This window comes from Acidocella sp. (assembly GCF_013044125.1).
GTDB lineage: Bacteria > Pseudomonadota > Alphaproteobacteria > Acetobacterales > Acetobacteraceae > Acidocella.
The window spans coordinates 1-16,733 of record NZ_JABEVC010000133.1 but is presented as its reverse complement, the minus strand read 5'-3'; the positions used below and the strand labels follow the sequence as shown (position 1 = coordinate 16,733).

The 16,733-nt window shown below is 65.8% G+C and carries 18 protein-coding genes; 6 read left to right on the top strand and 12 right to left on the bottom strand.

Annotated features, from left to right (window positions below):
- The coding region (locus tag HKL97_RS08545; RefSeq protein WP_291424365.1) for a hypothetical protein at nucleotides 1-463 on the bottom strand (463 nt) is incomplete at its 3' end.
- The gene (locus HKL97_RS08540; RefSeq protein WP_291424363.1) at nucleotides 447-1,451 is read right to left on the bottom strand and encodes an NAD(P)H-quinone oxidoreductase; all 1,005 of its coding nucleotides are present in this window, start codon (nucleotides 1,449-1,451) and stop codon (nucleotides 447-449) included. The genes HKL97_RS08540 and HKL97_RS08545, both read right to left, overlap by 17 nt.
- 46 nt (nucleotides 1,452-1,497) lie before the next feature.
- Between HKL97_RS08540 and HKL97_RS08535 the strand changes: the two genes are divergently transcribed.
- The 4 genes from HKL97_RS08535 to trpS are packed head-to-tail and all read left to right on the top strand — an operon-like array spanning nucleotide 1,498 to nucleotide 5,707.
- Entirely contained in the window at nucleotides 1,498-2,640 is a 1,143-nt protein-coding gene (locus HKL97_RS08535; protein WP_291424361.1) for an ABC transporter substrate-binding protein, read from the top strand.
- A complete protein-coding gene (locus tag HKL97_RS08530) occupies nucleotides 2,637-3,107 on the top strand; it encodes a CHAP domain-containing protein (RefSeq protein WP_291424359.1) in 471 nt (156 codons plus the stop codon). Before HKL97_RS08535 ends, HKL97_RS08530 begins: the two co-directional genes overlap by 4 nt.
- 19 nt (nucleotides 3,108-3,126) lie before the next feature.
- Nucleotides 3,127-4,674, top strand: coding sequence for a murein biosynthesis integral membrane protein MurJ (gene murJ / locus HKL97_RS08525; protein ID WP_291424357.1), 1,548 nt, complete (start codon nucleotides 3,127-3,129; stop codon nucleotides 4,672-4,674).
- A gap of 31 nt (nucleotides 4,675-4,705) precedes the next feature.
- Complete coding sequence (gene trpS, locus HKL97_RS08520; protein WP_291424355.1) at nucleotides 4,706-5,707, top strand: tryptophan--tRNA ligase; 1,002 nt, start codon at nucleotides 4,706-4,708, stop codon at nucleotides 5,705-5,707.
- A gap of 40 nt (nucleotides 5,708-5,747) precedes the next feature.
- On the opposite strand, the gene bktB is transcribed toward trpS, so the two are convergent.
- The 3 genes from bktB to gloB form a co-directional block, all read right to left on the bottom strand.
- Nucleotides 5,748-6,926: a beta-ketothiolase BktB gene (gene bktB / locus HKL97_RS08515; protein WP_291424353.1), complete on the bottom strand. Its 1,179-nt coding sequence runs from the start codon at nucleotides 6,924-6,926 to the stop codon at nucleotides 5,748-5,750.
- Between the two features lie 78 nt (nucleotides 6,927-7,004).
- Nucleotides 7,005-8,576, bottom strand: a complete 1,572-nt coding sequence (locus HKL97_RS08510; RefSeq protein WP_291424351.1) for a tetratricopeptide repeat-containing sulfotransferase family protein — start codon at nucleotides 8,574-8,576, stop codon at nucleotides 7,005-7,007.
- A gap of 3 nt (nucleotides 8,577-8,579) precedes the next feature.
- Nucleotides 8,580-9,305 (bottom strand): hydroxyacylglutathione hydrolase, encoded by a 726-nt coding sequence (gloB, locus tag HKL97_RS08505; RefSeq protein WP_291424350.1) that lies wholly within the window; start codon nucleotides 9,303-9,305, stop codon nucleotides 8,580-8,582.
- A gap of 40 nt (nucleotides 9,306-9,345) precedes the next feature.
- On the opposite strand from gloB, the gene HKL97_RS08500 reads away from it, so the two are divergent.
- A complete protein-coding gene (locus HKL97_RS08500) occupies nucleotides 9,346-10,059 on the top strand; it encodes a class I SAM-dependent methyltransferase (RefSeq protein ID WP_291424348.1) in 714 nt (237 codons plus the stop codon).
- Here the strand turns inward: HKL97_RS08500 and HKL97_RS08495 are convergent.
- A complete protein-coding gene (locus HKL97_RS08495) occupies nucleotides 10,056-12,347 on the bottom strand; it encodes a mechanosensitive ion channel domain-containing protein (RefSeq protein ID WP_291424347.1) in 2,292 nt (763 codons plus the stop codon). The two genes, HKL97_RS08500 and HKL97_RS08495, sit on opposite strands and share 4 nt — an antisense overlap.
- Before the next feature lie 95 nt (nucleotides 12,348-12,442).
- Here HKL97_RS08495 and HKL97_RS08490 point away from each other — a divergent pair, with 95 nt between their 5' ends.
- A complete protein-coding gene (locus HKL97_RS08490; protein WP_291424345.1) occupies nucleotides 12,443-12,634 on the top strand; it encodes an HIG1 domain-containing protein in 192 nt (63 codons plus the stop codon).
- A gap of 13 nt (nucleotides 12,635-12,647) precedes the next feature.
- On the opposite strand, the gene ptsP is transcribed toward HKL97_RS08490, so the two are convergent.
- From ptsP to HKL97_RS08460, 6 genes are all read right to left on the bottom strand, one after another.
- Nucleotides 12,648-14,414 (bottom strand): phosphoenolpyruvate--protein phosphotransferase, encoded by a 1,767-nt coding sequence (gene ptsP / locus HKL97_RS08485; protein WP_291424343.1) that lies wholly within the window; start codon nucleotides 14,412-14,414, stop codon nucleotides 12,648-12,650.
- Nucleotides 14,401-14,688 carry an HPr family phosphocarrier protein gene (locus HKL97_RS08480; protein ID WP_291424341.1) on the bottom strand — a complete coding sequence of 96 codons (288 nt, stop codon included), beginning with the start codon at nucleotides 14,686-14,688 and terminating at the stop codon, nucleotides 14,401-14,403. The genes ptsP and HKL97_RS08480 overlap by 14 nt, the downstream gene beginning before the upstream one ends.
- Nucleotides 14,689-14,691: 3 nt before the next feature.
- A complete protein-coding gene (locus HKL97_RS08475) occupies nucleotides 14,692-15,114 on the bottom strand; it encodes a PTS sugar transporter subunit IIA (protein WP_291424339.1) in 423 nt (140 codons plus the stop codon).
- Nucleotides 15,115-15,124: 10 nt separating this feature from the next.
- A complete protein-coding gene (gene rapZ / locus HKL97_RS08470) occupies nucleotides 15,125-16,024 on the bottom strand; it encodes an RNase adapter RapZ (protein ID WP_291424337.1) in 900 nt (299 codons plus the stop codon).
- Nucleotides 16,021-16,449, bottom strand: coding sequence for an aldolase (locus HKL97_RS08465; protein ID WP_363238623.1), 429 nt, complete (start codon nucleotides 16,447-16,449; stop codon nucleotides 16,021-16,023). Before HKL97_RS08465 ends, rapZ begins: the two co-directional genes overlap by 4 nt.
- A gap of 56 nt (nucleotides 16,450-16,505) precedes the next feature.
- The coding region (locus HKL97_RS08460) for a hypothetical protein (RefSeq protein ID WP_291424333.1) at nucleotides 16,506-16,733 on the bottom strand (228 nt) is incomplete at its 5' end.

The window sequence follows — 16,733 nt, the reverse complement described above, 5'->3', positions numbered from 1 at the left end:
GTGTGGGGGGCAATAGAGCGCGCAGGGCCGTTTCGTCAAAACCTCCCGCCTCATTGAGCGGCACCAGGGCGGCGGCGCGCAGCAACTGCGGATGGATGTCAACGCCCTCTCCGCCCAGAACCAGCCAAGGGCGCGTCCACGCGGCATCAGCCAGCAACGCCACCAGGCCAAGCAGCCGCAAGCAAACGGAAACGCCGTGCGGCGTGTCCAGCCCGGCGGTATGCTCAACCGCCACCGCCCAGGCCGCCGCGTCCGGGTCAGCCAGCATCAGTTCCACCGGCGGGGCGGGCGGTGCTGTAAAACGGAACCCGCGCGCCGGGGCTGTTTTCAACCCGTCATGCGCGGCTTCCAGCGCCTGCTCCAGGTCACGCTTGCTCACCGCCGGGAGCGAGGATGCCGGCTGGTCAAGCTGGTGCAGCACCTCGCCGGCTGGGCCGGTCAGCGTTTTAACCGGCAAGGTCAAGCATGATCTTGCCGATATGCGCGCTGCTTTCCATCAGCGCATGGGCGGCGGGGGCGTCTTCCAGGGCGAACACCTTGTCGATGACGGGGGCAACCTTGCCCGCCTCCAGCCACGGCCAGACCTTGCGCTTCAGCGTGGCGGCGATGGCCGCTTTTTCCTCCGCGGTGCGCGGGCGCATGGTTGAGCCGGTATAGGTGAGCCGCTTGGTCATGACCGGCAGCAGGTCCAGCCCCTCCGCCTTGCTGCCCTGCATGAAGGCAACCTGCAAAAGCCGCCCGCGCAGCGCCAGGCATTTGAAATTACGCTGGGTATAAGGGGCGCCCACGATATCGAGCACCACATCGACGCCGCGATTATCGGTCAGGGTGGCGATGACCTCCACAAAATCCTGGGTGCGATAGTTAATCGCGGTGGCGCCGAACGCCTCAATGGCGGCGCATTTTTCCGCCGAGCCGGCGGTGGCGAAAACCTTCGCGCCGCTCGCCAGGGCAAGCTGGATAGCGGTGAGGCCGATGCCCGAGGTGCCGCCATGCACCAGCAACGTCTCGCCAGCACTCAGATGCCCCATGTCAAACAAATTGGCCCAGACCGTGAAATAATTCTCCGGCAGGGCGGCGGCCTGCAGCGCGTTGAAGCCGTATGGCCAGGGCAGGCATTGCCCAGCGGGCACCGCGACGTATTCGGCATAACCACCGCCGTTACACAAAGCCGTTACCTTGTGGCCAGGATAGAAGCCGCTGGCCATGGCGCCAAGCGCCACAACCTCGCCCGCAGCCTCCAGCCCCAGAATCGGGCTGGCGCCGGGCGGCGGCGGGTACAACCCCTTGCGCTGCTGCACATCCGGCCGGTTAACCCCCGCGGCGGCGACGCGGATCAACACCTCATCCGGCCCGGGCACGGGCAGCGCGCAGCGGCCAACGCGCATGACCTCCGGTCCACCGGGCGCGTTGATTTCAATATAACGCATGCTGTCGGGTAGTTGGTTCATCTGCATCACCTTGCCGGGTTTGGTGCCAAATGCGAGTTTAGCGGCGATGTCACATCCCACCCGCCGATTTCTGCTCGCCAGCCTCTCTACCAGCCTCATGGCAGGCCGCGCCAGAGCCGCCGCGCCGAAGGCCCAGCCCCCTGCCCCGGCGGCAGCCGGCGTGGTGCTGCCGCTCTCGGGGGATCTCTCGCTGATCGGCGATGAATGCCTGCGCGGCATCCATCTCGCCGCCAGCGCGCTAAACGCCGCAGGCGGCATTGCGGGGCACAAAGTGGCGCTGGTGGCGGCCGATGCCGTGGATCAGAGCCATACAGCGGCGGCGGTGAACCAGGTGATCACCAGCGGCCATGCCGGAGTCGTACTCGGCACCGGCGCCTCGGCACTGTCTTACGCCGGCTCGGCGGCGGCCGAGCTGGCGCAGATGCCCTATATCGAACTCAACGCCCCGGCCGTTGGCATTACAGCGCGCGGGTTCAAATTCCTGCTCCGCACCGGTCCTACGACCAGCATGATCGGCGCGCTGGCGGTGAGCACGATCCAGAGCCGGTTCAAGGGCCGCAAAATCGGCCTGCTGTTCAATACCGGCGCCACCGGCGGGGCGATCGCGGCGGCGGCGATCGCGGCGCTCAACACCGCGAAAATTCCAGTGCTGCTGGCCATTGGCTACCCTGAAGACGTGACCGATCTGTACGACCCGGTTGGCCGGTTCATGCGCGCGGGGGTGGATCTGGTGCTGCATGCGGGCGGCCCGTCCGATGTGCTCGGCTTCTACCTCGCCATGCAGGCGCAAAGCTGGCGGCCGCAAACCGTAATCGGCTGCGGCAACGGCTACACGCTGCGCGAAACAGCGGATGCGCTGGGCAGCGTGTTCGATGGCACGCTGGTCATCACCGCGCCCTACTACCCGGCGCCGGCGGCACAGATCGCACAGGCATATCAGGCAAAATACGGCATCCCGCCGCGCAGCGCCGACAGCCTGACCGCCTATGTTGGCGCGAAGCTGGTGTTCGATACGCTAAACGCGCAAGGCGGCAGCGCGGACAAATTGCTCGACGTGCTGCGCAAGGTGGATATTCCAGCCGGCGGCCTGGCCAACGGGTTCGGCGTGGCGTTTGATTCCAGCGGGCAGAATACGCGCAGCTTTGTCACGCTGCAGCGCTGGCATGGCGCGCAGATCGCGCCGGCATGATGCCGCCCCGGCAACTGGGGCTGCTCCTGGCTTGCCTGGTGCTGGCGGCCTGCGCCGGGCCGCGCATGGCCTCTCCCAGCCATTTTGGCACCCCCACGCCGCTCACCTGCGTGCCTTATGCGCGCGAGGTCTCGGGCATTCAGCTCGATGGCGACGCCTACGAGTGGTGGGGCGAGGCCGATGGCGTGTATCCGCGCAGCCAGAGGCCCGCGCGCGGCGCTGTTCTGGTGTTCGCGCCGCATGGCCGCATGGATGTGGGGCATCTGGCGGTGGTGACAGCGGTGCGCGGGCGGCGCAAAATCCTGGTCACACAAGCCAACTGGCTGGCGCACCGCATCGAGCACAGCCAGCCGGTGGTCGATGTTTCCGCGCGCAATAATTGGACGCGCGTGCGGGTGTGGTACGAGCCGGCGCACGCATTCGGCCGCAGGGTGTATCCCACCTATGGGTTTATCCTGCCGCATTAATCAGATAGGGCCTTAACTCATGATGCGCGGTGCCTTTACAGTCGGGATGTGGACGATGGCGAGCCGCGTCCTGGGCTTCGCCCGGGATATTCTCATCGCTGCGATTCTTGGCACCGGGCCGGTGGCCGATGCGTTCTTCGTGGCGCTGCGGCTGCCCAATCTGTTCCGGCGGCTCTTTGGCGAGGGGGCGTTCAACGCCGCGTTCGTGCCCTCCATCTCCGGCATCCTGCACAGCGAGGGCAAGGCGGCCGCGGCCGGATTCGCCGAGGAGGCGACCGCGGTGATGATCTTCTGGCTGGGCGGCATCACGCTCGCGGGCGAGATCTTCACGCCCTGGCTTCTGTATGCGCTCGCCCCGGGGTTTGCCGGAAACCACGCCAAGTTCACGCTGGCGGTGGCTCTGACGCGGATCATGTTCCCATACCTGTTCCTAATCTGCCTCACGGCGCTGTTCTCGGGCGTGCTAAACGCCATGAACCGCTTTGCCGCCGCCGCGGCCGCACCGGTGCTCTTCAACGTGTTTTCCATCGCTTCCATGCTGGGGTTGAGCCGCTATGCGCCCAATCCAGGTTATGCGCTGGCCTGGGGGGTCACCGCTTCGGGCGTGGCGCAGCTATTTCTGCTCATCTGGGCGGCGCGCCGGGCGGGAATCCGCATCACCGTGCCGCGTCCAAAGCTGACACCACGCATCCGGACCTTGTTCCGCCGCATGACGCCAGGGCTGGTGGGAGCGGGGGTGACGCAGCTCAATGTCTCCATCGACATTATCATCGGCACGTTGCTGCCGGCGGGGTCGGTCTCTGTACTGTACTACGCCGACCGGGTGAACCAGTTGCCGCTGGGGGTGATCGGCACCGCCGCCGGAACGGCGCTGCTCCCCGCGATTACCCGGCATATCGCCCTGCGCGAGGAGGGAGCGGCGCTGAACGCACTCAACCGCGCGCTGGAAGGGGTGCTGATGCTCACCCTCCCCGCCGCCATCGGGCTTTCGCTTGCAGGGCGGCAGGTGATGGATGTGCTCTTCGTACGCGGCGCGTTTTCGCAGCATACCGCACTGCTGGCCGGGAATTCACTGGCGGCCTTCGCGCTCGGCCTGCCGGTGTTCGCGCTGGTGAAGGTGCTCACCCCCGGTTTTTTCGCGCGCGGGGATACCGTGACGCCGCTGAAGATCGGCGTGGCCGCAGTCGCGCTCAACCTGTGCATGAACCTGCTGTTCATGCACCCGCTCAAGGCCGTGGGCCCGGCGCTGGCCACCAGCCTGTCCTCCGCCTTCAACGCCGCCGTGCTGTTGTTCCTGCTGCACCGGCGCAGGCATTTCGCGCTGGATGCCGCCGCACGGCGCCGGTTGCCGCGCCTCATGCTGGCCGGGGCCGTCATGGCCGGCGCGCTTTTGGCGATGGAGGTTTTTGTACTCCCCCACGGCAAGGCAACCATTCCACAATTTTTGCTGCTCACACTGGCGGGCGGCATTGCCTATGGCGGTTCGGGGATTTTGCTGCGCGCGTTTGATCTCTCAGAGCTGGCGGCGCTGCTGCGGCGCCGGCGGCGCAAAACGGGACAAGGTTGACCGGGGCAAAAAACCGCGCGACGTAGCCGCCATGGCACGCATATTCTCCGGCATTCAGCCCACTGGCATCGCGCATCTCGGCAACTACCTCGGCGCCGTGCAAAACTGGGTCAAACTACAGGACAGCAACGAATGCGTGTTCTGCCTCGTGGATCTGCACGCCATCACGGTGGCGCAGAATCCTGTTCTGCTGCGCGACCAGACGCGGCTGAACGCGGCGATATTGATCGCCTGCGGCATAGACCCGGATAAGCACATCCTCTTCCACCAATCCGCCGTGCACGCGCACGCGCGCCTGGCCTGGATTTTCAACTGTGTCGCGCGCTTCGGCTGGCTCAGCCGCATGACGCAGTTCAAGGACAAAGCCGGGCGGGACCGCGAGGCGGTTTCCACCGGGCTGTTCGTCTACCCAAACCTGATGGCCGCCGATATCCACGCCTACCACGCCACGCAGGTGCCGGTGGGCGATGACCAGCGCCAGCATCTGGAACTGGCCAACGACATCGCCGAGAAATTCAACCATGATTTCGGTGCCGAATTTTTCCCGCGCATCGAACCGCTGATCCTGCCCGAAACCGCGCGGGTGATGAGCCTGCGCGACGGCGCCAAAAAAATGTCCAAATCCGATACCTCGGACCAGAGCCGAATCAATCTGACTGACGATGTCGATACCATCGCCCTGAAAATCCGCCGCGCCAAAACCGACCCCGAGCCTTTGCCGGAAACCATTGAAGGGCTGGCCGGGCGGGCAGAGGCGGCGAACCTGGTGGGCATCTACGCCGCCATGACCGGGCAGAAAACCACCGCCGTATTGGCCGAGTTCGCGGGCTCTGGCTTTGGCCCGTTCAAGGAAAAACTGGTGGAGGCGCTCATCGCGCATCTGGCGCCGATCAATGCCCGCGCGCAGGAGCTTCTGGCCGAACCCGCGCATCTCGACCAGATATTGCAGGCAGGCGCGCGCCGCGCCGCCGCCATCGCCAACCCGATCGTCGACGAGGCGGAACGGCTGGTCGGGTTTCTAGCCCGCGGATAGGAGACCCCCCCGGCGGCAAAGCATCACCGGGGATTTTGTTTTACACCCGCTCGAAAATCGCGGCGATGCCCTGGCCACCGCCGATGCACATGGTGACAAGCGCATAGCGGCTCTGGGTGCGTTGCAGCTCGTAAAGAGCCTTGATGGTAATGATGGCGCCCGAGGCGCCGACCGGATGCCCCAGGGCGACCGCGCCGCCGTTGGGGTTAACTTTTTCCGGCGGGAAGCCGAGGTCCCGGGCGACGGCGCAGGCCTGGGCGGCGAAAGCTTCATTGGCCTCGATCACGTCGATATCGGCGATGGTGAGCCCGGCTTTTTTCAGCGCGATCTGCGACGCGGGGATGGGGCCGAGGCCCATGACACCCGGTTCCACCCCGGCATGGCCATATGAGACCAGGCGGGCGAGCGGCTTGGCGTTGCGGCGGGCAACCTCGGCGCCGGAGGCCAGAACCACGGCGGCGGCGCCGTCGTTAAGCGAGGAGGCATTGCCGGGGGTCACGGTGCCGCCCTTCTGGAAGGCGGGCTTCAGGCCGCCCAGGCTCTCCATGCTGGTCTCAATGCGCGGGTGCTCATCGGTCTCGAACAGGGTGACACCTTTGCGCGAGGCGAGTTCCACCGGGGTGATCTGGGATTTGAAGCGTCCCTCGGCGATGGCGAGCGCGGCGCGCCGGTGGGATTCCACGGCGAATGCATCCTGCACCTCACGGGTAAGACCATAGCGGCTGGCGACGGTTTCAGCGGTGATGCCCATATGCCCGCCGCCAAAGGGGTCGTTGAGGGTGCCGACCACCATATCGATGATCTGGCCGTCGCCAAGGCGCGCGCCCCAGCGGCCGGAGGGCAGCAGATAGCCGCCACGGCTCATGGACTCGGCTCCCCCCGCGACGGCCAGCGAAGAGTCCCCCAGCATGATGCCCTGCGCGGCGGAGATGATGGCCTGCAGGCCCGAGCCGCAAAGACGGTTGACGTTCATCGCCGGGGTGCCAACCAGGACCCCCGCATCCAGCGAGGAGACGCGCGAGAGGTAGGTGTCGCGCGGTTCGGTGTAGATGACCGTGCCCATCACCACGTTCTGGATTTCAGCCGCCTCGGCCCCCGATTGAGCGATGGCGGCGCGGATCGCGATTTCACCCAGCTTGGTTGGCGGAATATCCTTCAGGCTTTTGCCGAAATCGCCAATGGCGGTGCGCTGGCCCGAAAGGATAAAAACGTCTTGCATTATAGCTTTCCTTTTTTGGACGGTTGTTCAAGAAGAACTTAAGCAAAACCGCCAAGCCAGGCAAACCTGGGGGAAGCGCTAGATTTCCAGCCCGCTCAGCTGCGCCGCATAATGCCGCCAGCGGCCGGCGGCGCTCTGGTACAGCGGCTGGCGCACCTGCGCCCAGCTGGCGGTGCGGACTTGGCGCGCATTCCGGTGGAATTCCAGGCATTGCGGCTCCCAGTCCAGGCCGAGGAAGCTGATGAGCCGCCGCGATTGGGCCTCCGGCGCCGCCAGCAGGGCTTCATAGGAGAGAGTCATATGGCGCAGCTTCAGCACGCTCTGCCAGTGCCGCGTAAGGCGCTCGACCTCGCGCAGGCGGAAGGCGCAGTCCTGCAGATCCGTATCGTAGGCCAGCGGCTGCGCGAAATGCTGGAAGAAGCAGGAGAGGATGGTGTCGCGCGGGTCGCGGGCGCAGAAAATGATCCGCGCCTGGGGGAACAGGGCCGAGATAAGGCCGAGCTGGAAGATGTTGTCGGGCATTTTGTCGATGATCCGCGCGGCAGTTCCGGCCTTGGCCTGTTGCGCGCGCAGATAGGTCTCGGCCTCGGCGCGCAGGGCATCGGGCGTCCAGGCGGCAGAAGGCGCCCAGCCGATGCGCGCGGCAGCCGCGCCGATGCCAAAGCACTCACCCGCGCCGAAAACCTGGGAATGACTGGCGGCGATCTGCTCAAACAGGGTGGACCCGGCGCGCGGCATGCCCACGATGAAGACCGGCGCTTCGGAAGGACTGCCCATCTCGCCCTGCGCCGCGAAAAACGCAGGGTTGAAGGTCGCAGATAATTTATCAACATCCTGGCTAAAGCGGGTGCGCGCAAAGCGGATGCCGGCCTGGGCCTGCCGGGCGCGCAGCAAAGCGTTGGCGGCGGCGAAATGGCCAAAAGCGGCGTCGTACTGCCCGGCTTTGTCCTCCCTGCGGCCGAGGGTGAAGAGAATCTCCAGTTTTTCATCGGGCGGCAGCCGCGGGTCGGCGGCGCAGGCCAGCAGGGCGGCAGTTTCGGCCTCGGTGGGGTTATCCTGGCGGATGGCGGCAAGGTGGCGCTGCGCTTCCCCCAGGCCCGGCCGCAGCGCGGTGGCGTGTTTGAGCGCGGCTTCGGCTTGCGGCAGTTCACCCAGCATCGCCAGCGTCAGCCCCAGATCTTTCCACGCCTCGGCCCAGTTGGGTTCGGTGGTGAGCGCCTGGCGGAAATTCTCCGCGGCTTCGCGCTCGCGCTCGGCCCGGCGCAGCACAAGCCCCAAGCCATAATGCGCCCCGGCAAACCCGGGATTCAGGGCCAGGGTGTTCTGGTAGCAGGCAACCGCGGCATCAATCTGCCCCGCGAGGCGCAAAGCATTCCCCAGGCTGTAATGCGCGAGAAAATTACGCGGATGCCGCGCCGTGAGCTGGGTCAGCTGCGTCACCGCCTCGCGAGTCTGCCCCCGGTTCAGCATCAACTCGCCGTGCAGGCGTGCGGCATCAAAATGCCCCGGCTCCTGGCGCAGCACCTGCAGGTACACGGCTTCCGCCGCCGCCAGATCGCCTGCTTGATGCGCACGCACCCCCTCCGCCAGCAGCGCGGCGCTGTTGGGCGGGTTGGTCTTGGCAAGGCGGCGGCGCTCTTGCCGGTTCATGGTCTAGAACACATCCTTGGCGGCGCGCAGGCGGCCAAGACTGGCGGCATCGGCTGAGCGCAAAAACGGGTTGCATTCGCGCTCGCTTGCCAGCGTGACCGGAACGGTGGCCTGCCCGGCCGCGCGCAGCGCGTTCACCGCCGCCGCGCGCGCGTGCAGCGCTGCGTTGTCCGGGTCTACCGCCAGCGCGAATTTGGCGTTGGACTGGGTGTATTCATGGCCGCAGCAGAGCAGTGTCTTGCCCGGCAGCGCTGCGAATTTTTGCAGCGATGTGAACATGTCCTCCGCCGTGCCCTCGAACAACCGGCCGCAGCCCAGGCTGAACAACGTGTCGCCCGAGAGCAGGATGCCGCCATCGGCGATGTAATAAGCGATATGGCCAAGCGTGTGGCCGGGAACGGCGATAACGCGCAATTTCGTGGTGCCGAAATCGACAAGATCACCCTCGCGCACCGCGATATCGAGCTTGGGCAGCCGGTGCGAATCCGCCGCGTGACCCACCACCACCGGATGATAGCGCGCCACCAGCGCCGGCACGCCGTCAATATGGTCGCCGTGATGATGCGTGAGGAAAATATAATCCAGCCGCCCGCCTGCCGCCTCCACCGCGGCAAGGGCCGGCTCGGCCGCCGCCGGGTCGACAATCGCCACCTTGCCGGTATCCGACTCCCGCAGAAGCCAGGAATAATTATCTGTCAGCATGGGGATGCGCGTTGCCGTTACTGTCACCTGTGTCACTCCTTGGCGTTTGCGCGTATATATAGGGCCAATGGCGACCGATACGCGAGATGCGGCCGGATTTTATGCCACCGCGCTAGGACAGATGACAGCCGCCCTGCTGCGGCGGAAATTGCTTGCGCTGTGGCCGGACTGCACCGGGATGTCCGTGCTCGGGCTGGGCTACACCGGGCCTTACCTTCATTTGTGGCGCGAACAGGCGCGGCGCTGCATCGCCGTGTCACCGCCGCAACTGGGGCTGGCCCCGTGGCCCGGCGGGCGAGCCAGCCTCACATGCAGCGCGGAGGAGGATGCCCTGCCCTTCCCCGACCTTATGTTTGACCGGATCCTTCTGGTGCATGGGCTGGAGCAGGCCGGCAACGCGCGGCGCTGCCTGCGCGAGGTATGGCGGCTGCTGAAGGATGACGGGCAGCTGATTATCGTGGCGCCCAACCGGCGCGGGCTTTGGGCCTATGCGGAGACCACGCCATTCGGCCATGGCCAGCCGTATTCCCAGGCGCAGATCACCCGGCTGCTGCAAGGGCTGTTCTTCCGTGTCGAAACCGAGGAAACCTGCCTGTTCGCCCCGCCGCTGAACTGGGGCCCCGCGCTGCGGGCGTTTAATTTGTGTGAGCGCACGGGGCGTTTGCTGCCCCCTCAACTCGCCGGCTTAAATATAGTGGCGGCGAGCAAGGATCTGCACGGCCTTATCCCGGCGCGGCGCCGGGCCGCGGGCCGCCGGGTGCTGGTGGATGCGGGCCGCTAGCGCGGGTTGGTGGGCGGCGGAAGCGAGGCTGTAACCAGGCTCTGCAATACTGCCGGGTCTATGGTGAAACTCTGCTGGCCGGTGGGAATTGAGATCCCCTCCTCGGCGAAGCGCTGATAGATTCTGGCATAAAACTCCCGCCGCACCGCCCAGTGCTGGCCGGGGCCGGTGCGGATCTGCCCGGTGATGACCAGCCCCCGGGCGCTGAACTGGTCCAGGCCGAAGAGCTGAAAATCATCACGGATCATCGCCGCCCAGGCAGGTTCCGCGCGCATGGTCCGGGCGATATCCTTCAGGAGGGCAAAAACCCGGTTCAGATTTTCCTGATAGCCGACATCGATGGAAATCTGCGCGTAGCCGAAATCGCGCGTCATGTTGGTAATGGTGGTGACGGCGGAGAACGGGATGATGTTGTTCGAGCCATCGCCGCCGCGCAGACGGATGGTGCGGATGGACAGCCGCTCGACCGTGCCGGTCATCCCCGCGAGCGACACGACATCCCCTACCTGCATCGCGTCTTCCAGCAGCAAAAACAGCCCGGTGATAACGTCCTGCACCAGCTTCTGGCTGCCAAAGCCGATGGCAATGCCGAGCACCCCGGCCCCGGCCAGCAGCGGCGCGGCGTTAACGCCGATTTTAGAGAGGCAGATGAGCCCGGCGACCAGCGAGATGCTGACGCCGATGGTGGCCCGGAGCATCGGCGTCAGGGTGCGCAGGCGCGAAGCCTGGCCCATGCGCCCGGTGGCGGCGAACCGCTCAATACGCCCGGCAAGCAGCAGATTGGCGCATTCCCACAAGACCAAGGCGACGGCGATAGTGATGACGATGGAAACCCCGGCATTGATCAGGCTCACGCTGATCGGGTTGGTAAACAGCCATCCCACCGCGTTGACGCCCCAACCCTGCAGCACGAGCACAATGACCACAACGCCGATGCCAAGCCGGATGAGCACGCGGATGAGCGGGTTGTAGGCACGCGCCCGCGCGAGCAAGGCCGGATGGGCACTATCGGGCGCGTCGGGAAAGGCCCGCTCCAGCAGGGTCGAGCTGCCGGTCCAGGCGATCCGCCCGAGCACCAGCGCCGCGACGCAGACCAGAACGGCGCGCAGCAGCACGCCCAGGGCATTTTGCACGCCACCGGCCCAGGCAAACCACAAGGCCAAAACGTAGAACAGCGCCGGATAATGCCAGACGCGCCCCAGCCTGCGGCGAAAGACGGCAAAACCATTGGCCGCTTCCGGCGGCCCGGCGATCCACCGCCCCACCAGCTGGCGGCTGTGCCAGATGGCGATGGCGATTTCGATATGGACAGCCAGCGCAATGATGCGAATGAGCGCCATGGCGCCGGTCTGGCCGAGCCCCAGCAGCTGGGCGATCGAGACGATGGCGTAGCCGATGAAAACGGTGGTGAGCAGCACCATCGCCTGGCGCATCAGCAAAGCCGCGCGCCGCCCTGGCATGGTGACGAGGCGCAGGCTGGGCGCGCCTGGCGCGACGATAACGGCCAGAACCTCGCCCGCGAAGCGCGCGAGCAGATAGGCATTGGCAATACCGGCGACCGCCAGATGCGCCGGGCGTTCGCCCGCTAGGCCGTATGCCAGTAGTGCCGCCACGGTGAGCGCAAAGCCGAGCAACGGCAGCAGCCGGACGCCGAAATACAGCAGCGCGAACAGCCCGCGCCGCCCCCAGGCCCGAAGCGAGACACGCCGGCCGGGGAGTTTCTCGCTCCCCCCCGCCTCCGCATCTGCCAGCCCCTGCTCCTCCTCACCCTCGGCGGGAATCGCGGCGGGTGCCGGCACGGATCGGCTGATCAATCCGCTACGCAAGCGCGCCAGAAAAAACCGCAGGGCGGCCTCCACGGCGAGTGCGGGCAAAATCGTGACGGCCAGCCCCTCCATGATGCTGACAAGATGCGCGCGCCGCACCGGGGCTTGCGGAAAGCCGCGCAACCAGTCCCACACCGGCTTGAGTTGCGTGGATTTGCGGAGCGCGGCGAGGAAGTCGCCAAAAGTTCTCGCCGCGTCGCTCCCCAGGGTGCTGGCAAGGGAGAAGCCGAACGAGGTGGTCCCAAACGGAGCGGGGGTATTGGCGTCAAGGTCGGCCGGGCTGGATGCGGCGGCGGTTAACGCTGCCAGAGGCGAGCCGGGAATGATGGCACTGGCAGGTTTGGCCGGAGCCGCCACCGGGGCAGCCGCCGGGGCAGCCTGCGGCTGAGTCGCGGCCAGGCTGGGGGCCGGGGCGGCGAAAGCCAGAACAAGGAACAGGGTGAAAAGAGGAGCAATGCGCATGTGATGAGCCAGAACGGGTAATGGCGGCCGAGTCAACCGGATATGCCGCAAACCGGTGGTATGCAGAACACCCGGAGCGGGTTTATACGGGAGTTATGAGAGATCTTATTATCGTCCTGCTGGCCGCCGATATGCTGGCGGTTGTCGTGGTCATGCTGATCGGCGCGATCGGCATGGTGGATGCCAACCGCGACCCGCGCACCTCCAACCGGCTGATGCGGCTGCGGGTGATCCTGCAAGGCGTCGCCATCGCGCTGGTCGTGCTCCTGATGGCAACCGGCACGTAGGCCTGCCCCGGCCTCAGGCGTCGCGGATAATCTCGCGCACGGCATCGGCATCGGGCGCCATGAGCGCGGCGGCGGCCATTTCGTCGCATTGCGCTTGGCTCACGGCGCGGATGGCGCGTTTGACCCGGGGAATGGCATTGCCGTGCATGGAGAGCTGGCGGATGCCCAGACCGAGCAGCAACGGCGCGGCCTGCTCACGGCTGGCAAGTTCCCCACAGAGGGAAACGGTGATGCCTGCCTCCGCCGCCGCGCGCGTTGTCATGCCGATCAGGCCGAGAACAGCCGGCTCCAGCGGATCATAAAGCTTACTGCCCACCGGCAGGCCGCGATCCGCCGCCAGCGTGTACATGGTGAGATCATTGGTGCCGATGGCGAAGAAATCCGCATGCCGGGCAAGCTGGCGGGCGGCCAGGGCGGCGGCAGGGGTTTCCACCATGATGCCAAGCGGCGGCTTTTGCGCGGCCATGCGCACGCCCTTGCGCTTCAGCCGTTTCCACACGCGGTCATAAATCTCGCGGGTGGCAAGAATTTCGGCGGCCAGCGAGACCATGGGCAGCATGATACGCACCGGCCCCGCGGCGCCGGCCCGCAGAATGGCGGCAAGTTGGGTTTCCAGCAGCGAGGGGTGGCGCAGCAGCAGGCGGATGCCGCGCAGGCCCAGCGCCGGATTCGGCTCGTCATGCAACGGCAGATAGGCGCTGAGCGCCTCGATTTCCTTATCAGAGCCCCAGTCGAGCACGCGGATGGTCACCGGATCGCCATCCATCGCATCCACGATATTCCTGTAGATTTCGCTCTGGGTATCCTCATCCGGAAGGATTTCGCGGTTCATGAAGATGAACTCGCTGCGCAGCAGACCGATGCCGTGCGCGCCCGATTGCGCGATCATCGGCAGTTCGAACGGCAGTTCCAGGTTGGCCTGCAGGTTTACGGCTGTGCCGTCGCGTGTGGCGGCGGGCAGGCGCTGCAGGCGGATGAGCGCGCGGCGGGTGCGCGTCAGTGCAGCCAGCTTCTGCTGCGCGGCCTCCAGGCTGGAGGGGCTCGGATTGATGATAATGGTGCCTGTCTCACCATCGATGATCGCGAGGCTGCCCGGCGCGGCGGCGGAAAGCACACCGGCGGCGCCCAGCACGGCGGGCAGGCCCAGCGCGCGCAGCATGACGGCGGTATGGCCGTCGGCGCCGCCCTCCTCGGTGATAATGCCTGCGAAATTCGCGGGCTGGATGAGCGCCGCGTCGGCCGGGCGCAGGTCGCTGGCGGCCAGGATGCAGCCTTGCGGCAGGCCGGCAAAGCTGCGGAAGGGCTGGCGCGTGAGGTTGCGCAGAATGCGGCGGCCAATTTCGCGCACTTCCTCGGCGCGGCGGACGCGGCCCTGGCGGTCAGAGCCGGTCAGCGCCAGAATGGCCTCGGCCTGCGCCTCGCTCTCCGCGTGAACAGCCGCCTCCGCCGCGGTCAACCCATCCTCGACCCGCGCCTTGATGCCGCGCATCAACCGCGAGGGGCCGAGCATGTGCAAATAGGCATCGATCAGCGGCGCGATCTCGGTCTGGCTATGCTCGGGCAACCCGGCCAGACGCGCCTTCAGCTTACCCAACTGGTGGCGCGAGCGGGCCAGCGCTTCTTCCAGCCGCGACATCTCCGCCGCCGCATCCGCCGCCGCGATTTTTTTATGGGCGATGGCCAGCGCCGGCTCGGCGGTCTCATGCACCGGGCCGATGCCGATGCCAGGCGAGACCGGGTGGCCGGTGAAACGCTGTTCGGTCCGGCTAGTCTGTTTCATTAAAGCCGGCCTCGATGAGCGCGGCGATGGCGTCCAGCGCCTCCCGCGCGTCAAACCCCTCGGCAATGAGCTGCACCCTGCTCCCCTGCCCGGCGCCCAGCATCATCAGCCCCATGATCGAGCGGGCGGAAACACGCTGGCCATCCTTCGCGACATCGACCGAGGCGCTGAAGCGCTCCGCCAAGGTGACCAGCTTGGCCGCCGCGCGCGCGTGCAGACCGCGCCGGTTAATGATGCCGGCATCCATTGTAATCGCCGCACTGTTCTCGCTCATGCCTTACTCCGCGGCGCGCGGGGTGGTGGTGGGGCTCTGAATTTCATGGCCCGAACAGATGTATTTGCGCCCGGCGTCCTCGGCGCAGCGCACGGCCTCGGCCAGTGCCTGCGTGCCGCGGATTTTCGCCAGCTTCACCAGCATGGGCAGGTTCACCCCGCCGATGATCTCAACCCCCGGCTGGCTCAACATGGACATCGCCAGATTGCTGGGGGTGCCACCGAACATGTCGGTCAGCAGGATGACGCCATCGCCGGAATTGACCTCCTCCAGCCGGCGGGCGATTTCCGCGCGCTGGCTCTCGAATTCGGCATCCGATTCCACACACACGGTGGCAACGTTCTTCTGTTTGCCGACAACGTGTTCCATGGCATCGCGCAGGGCAACGGCCAGCGCGCCATGGGTAACAAGAACCAGACCGATCATGTTGAGAGACTCATTCCTTGGCGTGTAATTTCTGGTTGGCCCGAGCGGCTTCAAACTTCGCGGCTTCGCGGTGGGTAACGCTCACGCGCCACCCCGCTCTGCCTAAACAGCTCTTCAATTTTTCAATCATATACACTGATCTGTGTTGCCCCCCGGTACATCCGATACAGATTGTTGCATATTTTTTTCCTTCCTGCACGAATCTCGGCAATAAAAATTCAACCATGCCCTTGATGTGGCTAAAATAAACAGCAAAATCAGGGTCCTGCTCGATGAAACTGCCAACTTCAGGATCAAGGCCACTCAGCGGGCGCAGGGTGGGGTCGTAATGCGGATTGCGCAAAAATCGAACATCGAAAACCAGGTCCGCCTCAGGCGGGAGGCCGCCGGGATAGGCAAAGGAGACCAGGGAAATCGCCATCGGCGGGGCGCCGGCGCCGAAATTCTGCTCAACGATGGCCCGCAGGCGCGCCAGCGGGAGGTTCGAGGTGTCAATCCGTAAGTCGGCCGCCTGCGCAAGCGGCGCCGTAAGCGCGCGTTCCAGCGCGATTCCCTCCGCCACCGGCCCTGATTGCGCGAGCGGGTGGCGGCGGCGGGTCTCGGAGTAGCGGCGCAGCAGCACGTCCTGGGTTGCGGTGGCAAACACCAGGGAGGGGGCAAGCGCCGGATGCACGCGCAGCCGGGCAAGGGTTTCCAGCACCGCCTCCGAGGAAAACCCGCGCGAGCGAGCATCAACCCCGATGGCGAGGTTTTTCTCGGCCCGGCTGGCCAGATCTTCCAGCGTGGCGAGGGGGGGGTTGTCGATGGTCTCGAACCCCAGGTCTTCCAGCGCGCGCAAAATAGCGTTCTTGCCCGCCCCGGAGAAGCCGGTGACAAGAACAATGCTGAGCTTCTGGCCGGCGCCGCTCATGGCGCGAAGCTCCCCGCAACCTGTGTGAGGCGGCCACAGGCGGCCTCCAGCGCCAGGACGGCGCGGGCAACGGCGGAAGTCTGCGCCGGGTCTATGGTAACGCATGGCAAGCCCAGTTGCGCATGGGTTTGCGGTTCCGGCAGGCGCGCGGCGGGCACCCCAAGGCTGACAACCAAGCGCAGCGGCGCGCTGGCCAGATGCGGCAGGCGGAAAATGCCAAGCCCGCGCACCTCCAGCAACCCGGCCAGTGCCGCCGGCGCGCTGGCGATCCCGTTCCAAATCACCACCTGATCATCGGCCACAAGGCTGAAACCCTCGTGGATCAGCCGCAGCAAAAAATCAGATTTTCCCGCCCCCGGAGGACCGAGGAGCAGAATGGCGTCGTAGCCGTCCGGGCCGGGCCGGGCGGCGCAAGAGGCGTGCATGCGCATAATGGGGAGAATGTGGCAAGTTTTAGGCAAAAGCGGAAGGGCCCGCCGCCTCAAGCTAAGCCGCCGCACCGCGGCAAACCAGGGATCTGCTCAACCTCCCCGCCATAAATGCTTAAGAGCCTGAACGAAAAAGATAGCTGAGCGATTTCAGTTTGTTGTGATTCTGCCGGTTTGCCGCCACTAAGGGTCTGTTGATAAATAATTGAATCGTGGAGGGGAATTCTGCTCTGGGGGGATTCCGGCGCGGTAAGCGAATATTCTAGACTCGGTGTATGGTT

What these genes read in the sequence shown, in the direction of transcription:
- rapZ (WP_291424337.1), bottom strand. Translation starts at nt 16,024, where the DNA reads ATGAGCGGCGCCGGCCAGAAGCTCAGCATTGTTCTTGTCACCGGCTTC.
- HKL97_RS08540 (WP_291424363.1), bottom strand. Translation starts at nt 1,451, where the DNA reads ATGAACCAACTACCCGACAGCATGCGTTATATTGAAATCAACGCGCCC.
- murJ (WP_291424357.1), top strand. Translation starts at nt 3,127, where the DNA reads ATGATGCGCGGTGCCTTTACAGTCGGGATGTGGACGATGGCGAGCCGC.
- HKL97_RS08495 (WP_291424347.1), bottom strand. Translation starts at nt 12,347, where the DNA reads ATGCGCATTGCTCCTCTTTTCACCCTGTTCCTTGTTCTGGCTTTCGCC.
- HKL97_RS08530 (WP_291424359.1), top strand. Translation starts at nt 2,637, where the DNA reads ATGATGCCGCCCCGGCAACTGGGGCTGCTCCTGGCTTGCCTGGTGCTG.
- bktB (WP_291424353.1), bottom strand. Translation starts at nt 6,926, where the DNA reads ATGCAAGACGTTTTTATCCTTTCGGGCCAGCGCACCGCCATTGGCGAT.
- HKL97_RS08490 (WP_291424345.1), top strand. Translation starts at nt 12,443, where the DNA reads ATGAGAGATCTTATTATCGTCCTGCTGGCCGCCGATATGCTGGCGGTT.
- HKL97_RS08465 (WP_363238623.1), bottom strand. Translation starts at nt 16,449, where the DNA reads ATGCACGCCTCTTGCGCCGCCCGGCCCGGCCCGGACGGCTACGACGCC.
- HKL97_RS08535 (WP_291424361.1), top strand. Translation starts at nt 1,498, where the DNA reads ATGTCACATCCCACCCGCCGATTTCTGCTCGCCAGCCTCTCTACCAGC.
- ptsP (WP_291424343.1), bottom strand. Translation starts at nt 14,414, where the DNA reads ATGAAACAGACTAGCCGGACCGAACAGCGTTTCACCGGCCACCCGGTC.
- HKL97_RS08500 (WP_291424348.1), top strand. Translation starts at nt 9,346, where the DNA reads ATGGCGACCGATACGCGAGATGCGGCCGGATTTTATGCCACCGCGCTA.
- trpS (WP_291424355.1), top strand. Translation starts at nt 4,706, where the DNA reads ATGGCACGCATATTCTCCGGCATTCAGCCCACTGGCATCGCGCATCTC.
- HKL97_RS08510 (WP_291424351.1), bottom strand. Translation starts at nt 8,576, where the DNA reads ATGAACCGGCAAGAGCGCCGCCGCCTTGCCAAGACCAACCCGCCCAAC.
- HKL97_RS08475 (WP_291424339.1), bottom strand. Translation starts at nt 15,114, where the DNA reads ATGATCGGTCTGGTTCTTGTTACCCATGGCGCGCTGGCCGTTGCCCTG.
- HKL97_RS08480 (WP_291424341.1), bottom strand. Translation starts at nt 14,688, where the DNA reads ATGAGCGAGAACAGTGCGGCGATTACAATGGATGCCGGCATCATTAAC.